Below are 4,729 nucleotides of genomic sequence, written 5' to 3'. Positions count from 1 at the left end.
TGCGCTGACAATGGCGGAGGCATCCCCGCAACAATCCCAACGCAAAAAGGGGGTGTTGTTCGAAGACGTGAACATCATCTACGTTATGGATAATCGGCGGATCAGACGACCAGCGGTACGCAATGCAGAACCGCATACCATTCTGGCAAACAATCCAAATAGAGCGTCGGCACTTCATGCGACGCGTTGCGCTCATCCCTGCAATCTCCGTTGTTGTGGTCTGTTGCTCTCAAGAGCAAGAGACAACCGGCGCCGCTGATGAATGTGCGAAGCAACTGTATCCATCCTATAACTCGAAGGCGCTCCATCAGTGCATCGATGTTTGCAAGAGATGCCAGCGTGGCATAACCACGACATGTACGACGTCGTGCACGTTGAGGGGCGCGCGTAGCACAAAGGATCATTCAAACGCATTTCCTTGCCGCACACGCCCATGATCTATCCGGTCAGGATCCTACTTCAAGGCTTATGGCTCGCCGACGATAGATCAGAATTCCGCATTATGCGAGGCGAGCGACTTAGGCTGCGCAAGCCGGTGTGAAGTCGCTACATCACTTGCAGTCTTCATGTTGGAGAGCTGCAGCGTGCTACGGCGTGCAATTTGGCCGTTCAGCCGCGGCATACCACGTGCCACCTTTACTGGACGGTAGCGACGATACCGAGCCATGAGGACTTGGTTCCAGCCTCCCGCAGCGGTGATCAGCCCCTCGCGGCCAATTGGCAGTCACTCATTCGAGATCGAGAAAGATGGACCAAATGGCCAGATCGGGTTGCGGTCCCGTCACGGCATACAAGTAGGCTGACGACGCATTCTTCGGTCTTACCCAGCGTCTGCGAACGAGCTGCGCGAACCGCGCACCGCTGGCGCGCCACCGGAGCAGCAGCATCTTGTCATGACCGAAACCGTTCCGACCCATTTGTTCGATGACACGGAGGCGCTGGCCTGGCTGCGCTCTCAACCTGATGGACGCGTGGCCGCCGGCGCGGCGGAGCTCGGGCGTCAGTGGGGTTGGAACAGGATGCGGACCGGACGCCGCTTGAAGGCGTGGGAGCGGGCCGGTCTGATCCGCCGTAACGCTGAGGCGATCATTGTAACTACGCCTGTTACACCGACTGTTACTGACTTTACGCCGACTGTTACGGCGCCATTGGGGTCAGTATCGCGCCTGGGGCTCGTATAGCTCCGATCAAGATCGCCGCATTCATCGTGGCGCTGGCACTCGCTTGCGTATCCGCCGCCTTCTCCATCGATGGCCTCACCGCTGTCTTCGCTGGCGCGTTCTGGCCGATCATCACTATGGGCGCTGCGCTGGAAGCAGGGAAACTCGTCGCCGCGGCATGGCTGACCGAGCATTGGAACTCGGCGCCGCCGATTCTGCGCCTGATCCTTATCGCGATGATCGGCGTGTTGATGGGCCTGAACGCGATCGGGGTGTTCGGCTTCCTCACGCGCGCCCACCTCGAACATATGATGACCGTCGATTTGGCACTTGTAGACAGGACCCCCGACATCGACGCTCGCCTGGCTATTCAGGGCCAGACCGTCGCCGACCTCGATCGGCGGATCGCGCAGATCGACGCCGCCATTGAGCAATCGACACGGCTTGGCCGACCCATTGGCGCGATGACGATCGCTGACCAGAAGCGCCGCGATCGCGCCGACATCGTCGCGGAGCGCCAGCGCGAGGCTCAGGTGCTCGCCCGTCTGCAGATTGAGAAGGCCAAGATTGACCCCGAGCACCTGCGCGCCGAGGCCGATATCGGCCCGCTGCGACATCTCGCCGAACTGATCGGGGCCTCGGCTACCGACCTGGAGCGACCGGTCCGTCTGCTCACCTTGGCACTAGTCGCCGTGCTCGATCCGATGGCGGTGATCCTCCGGCTTGCCGCTGGCATTCATTCGACGCGTGCGGGCTCACGCTGACGAGCAAGACGACAGTCACCGTTGAGGGGAGCCGCGGCGCCGCGCGGCGTGCGAGGCGCCGCAAAGTGGTCAGCGCGACCACATCAGCGCGTAGGCGTCATCGACTGCGACGAGATTTGCGTAGATCGGCGCCGGGAAGGACGGATCGTCGAGCTTCACCGAGTGATAGACGGTGTTCTCCTTGGAGGTCCGCTGCCACGCGGCGCCTATCTCCACGGTGCCGGCCATCACGCGCAGGTTTGGAGTCTTCTCGCTCTGCGAGGGTTCGGCTGGGAGCAAGCGTGCTTTGACGCTCAGCGAGAGCGTCTTGATCGTGCCGGTGAACGAGCCCTCTTCGGCGCGGGTGAAGGTGCCAATCTGAGCCATGGAGATCTCCTGTCGTTGTTCCAAGCCCGCGACCATCGCGGCCTTGATGGCGATCTGTCAGCGCCGCAACGACCGACCCGCAGACTTTGGCCCGCAGCGTCAGCGGAGGATGGCGGGCTGAGCGATCTTGTTGCCTCGCGAGGAATGCCGCCGCTTGGCGGCAGGGGAAGAAGAGCGCGAACGAGCCATTGCGGGTAGAGGTAGGCGAGCGCCGCGAGCGTATTGTGGCGCGTGATCCGCCAGCAAGAGGCCGCTATGGACGTGGGCGGAAGGAGCACCCATAGGAGGGCATTGGCAAGGTACGCCACCTGCACCGCCGCCGTGGCGGCACCGCGGCAGCATCCCGCCCTCCGGTGCAACGGTGCGTCATTCCGGAAATCTGGCCAAACAGCGGACATCGCCGCGACGTGTTCAACACGCCAGCAATCTTGACCTTATTTTCTGACGTGACAATTTGGCCGTTTGCTAGGTACCCTGGCCGGCATGAGATGATTGGGAGTGCGATGCCGAGGCAGATTTGCCGCGCCCTATGCCATGCGTGCCTGCTGCTGCTCGCTCCAGCGACGGCCTGGGCCGCATGGTGCGCGTCTATGTCACCAACAGTGCCGGAGACTGCATTGATGTGATCGACCCGGCTGCCAACAAAGTCGTTCAGCAAATCAAAGGCGTTGAGGGTGCGCATGGCATCGCATTTTCTCCCGACGCTTCCAGGGTCTATGTCAGCGACGAGGTCGATTCGACGCTGGATGTTTTCGAGCGCAAGAGCGGTCGGCTGGTCAAGAAAGTGCCGCTGAGCGCCCACCCGAACAACATCGCTGCGGGAAGTTTGGCACCGGCGGAGCAGCGGGCGCTATGGGGATTTGATCCGGGCGCCGACCTCGGCGGTGAACGTCACGCAGGGGGGATGGGACCTTCGGATGGACGCACCGGCGATGCCGCGAGCGCACGACGGGCATGTGAGCGCGGGCTCGGAGTGCGCTAACGGGCACGCGGCGCATTGAAGGCCGTGAGCGGATCGAGCGGGATCGCTGCCGGCGCGGAGCCAGCGCATCGGAAAGGGAAAGCTGCGAGGCCGACTGGAGGTCTGGCTCATGAGGTGTCGATCCTGCCCGGCGTGGGACGCCATCTCGGCTCACAGCCGCGCGCGAACACCTCGATCACGATCATGCGGGCGCCACAGCACGGGCATGGGCAAGGCAGCACACGTAGCGTGTCGGTGGCGATTTCCGGCTGCTCCTGCGGGTCGGCGGCAGGCGGGGCGACATCGAGGAGCGCGCGGGCTGTCGCGATGTTCTCGGCGCGCTTGGCGTTGGCAAAGAGCCCGTAGTGGCGGATACGGTGAAAGCCCTTGGGCAGCACATGCATCAGGAAGCGCCTGATGAACTCGTGCGGGTGAAGCCGCATGGTCTTCCAACGGCCCGGGCCGTTGACGCGGTAGTCCTTCCAGCGGAACGCAATGGCGCCGTCGTCGGCTGCAAGGAGGCGGCGGTTCGAGATGGCAACCCGATGGGTGTAACGAGAGAGATAGCGCAGCACCTGCTCGGGGCCTGCGAACGGCGCCTTGCAATAGACCACCCACTTGATTCGCCGCAGCGGGGCGATGAAGCGCTTGAACGTTCTCTTGGCGGCAAGCCCGGCATGCGTGTTGAAGAACGTCAGCTGGTTGGCGGCGTGCGCCTCCATGAGCATCGCCAGCATCTTGCCGAACAGACGCGCCAGCACGTTGACGTGGACGAGGAAGTCGCGTGCGGCGACCCATCGTGCGCTGTCGAACGCGAGCCCGCCACCCGGCACGATCATGTGCACGTGGGGATGATGGGTGAGCGCCGAGCCCCAGGTGTGCAGCACGGCCGTGACACCGATCCGTGCGCCGAGGCGCCAGCGGCGATGGCGAGCGTTGTCTCGGCGGCTGCCTTCATCAGCAGGTCATAGACCACGCGCTTGTTCTGGTAGGCGACGTCGCGCAGCTCGCTCGGCAGCGTGTACACAACGTGGAAGTATGGCACCGGCAACAGCTCCGCTTCGCGGTCGGCCAGCCATTGGCGTGACGCCGCAGCCTGGCACTTCGGGCAATGCCGGTTGCGGCAGGTAATGGGCGTCGCCCATTAGCTGTCTTATGGGCAAAGCCGGTAATGGGGAGCTGGCGGCAACTTGATCGCTCCTGCACCAATCACCGCCAACCCCGCTCTCCATTACGAGGTACGCCTGAGGAGTTCGATCAGCTTGTCGGTGGGCTGGAAGACGCCGCGCCGCAGGTGGGGCGGTACGATCGCCTCCATCGCATCGAGCTTCTCGGTTGGATCGCCGCGCGTGTAGACCTCGGTGGTCGTCAGCGTAGCGTGGCCCAGCCACAGCGACACCTTCCGGATGTCCCCGGTCGCTTGCAGAACGACCATCGCGCAGGTGTGCCTGAGCACGTGGGGCGAGACGCGTTTCTTG

General features: G+C 63.3%; 4 protein-coding genes and 1 pseudogene. 2 read left to right on the top strand and 3 right to left on the bottom strand.

Features of this window, described 5'->3' with window-relative positions; genetic code table 11:
* Positions 1-1,207: 1,207 nt before the first annotated feature.
* Positions 1,208-1,924: a hypothetical protein gene (locus tag JOZ76_RS22255; protein WP_291701911.1), complete on the top strand. Its 717-nt coding sequence runs from the start codon at positions 1,208-1,210 to the stop codon at positions 1,922-1,924.
* Between the two features lie 69 nt (positions 1,925-1,993).
* On the opposite strand, the gene JOZ76_RS22250 is transcribed toward JOZ76_RS22255, so the two are convergent.
* On the bottom strand, positions 1,994-2,290 hold the full coding sequence (locus JOZ76_RS22250; RefSeq protein ID WP_291701909.1) for a DUF736 domain-containing protein: 297 nt from the start codon (positions 2,288-2,290) through the stop codon (positions 1,994-1,996).
* 577 nt (positions 2,291-2,867) lie between these two features.
* Between JOZ76_RS22250 and JOZ76_RS22245 the strand changes: the two genes are divergently transcribed.
* Complete coding sequence (locus JOZ76_RS22245) at positions 2,868-3,272, top strand: YncE family protein (protein WP_291701907.1); 405 nt, start codon at positions 2,868-2,870, stop codon at positions 3,270-3,272.
* Positions 3,273-3,379: 107 nt separating this feature from the next.
* Here the strand turns inward: JOZ76_RS22245 and JOZ76_RS22240 are convergent.
* Together JOZ76_RS22240 and JOZ76_RS22235 are read right to left on the bottom strand one after the other, a co-directional pair.
* A pseudogene (locus JOZ76_RS22240) lies at positions 3,380-4,380 on the bottom strand (IS91 family transposase); the annotation flags it as partial.
* Between the two features lie 102 nt (positions 4,381-4,482).
* The coding region (locus JOZ76_RS22235; protein WP_291701905.1) for a tyrosine-type recombinase/integrase at positions 4,483-4,729 on the bottom strand (247 nt) is incomplete at its 5' end.

This window comes from Bradyrhizobium sp., assembly GCF_019244115.1.
Lineage (GTDB): Bacteria > Pseudomonadota > Alphaproteobacteria > Rhizobiales > Xanthobacteraceae > Bradyrhizobium.
Note: the sequence above shows the minus strand (reverse complement) of the source record. Positions and strands in the feature narration are given on the sequence as shown.

Excerpts from the sequence above, each read along its gene's own strand:
- JOZ76_RS22245 (WP_291701907.1), top strand. The coding sequence starts at position 2,868 with ATGGTGCGCGTCTATGTCACCAACAGTGCCGGAGACTGCATTGATGTG.
- JOZ76_RS22250 (WP_291701909.1), bottom strand. The coding sequence starts at position 2,290 with ATGGCTCAGATTGGCACCTTCACCCGCGCCGAAGAGGGCTCGTTCACC.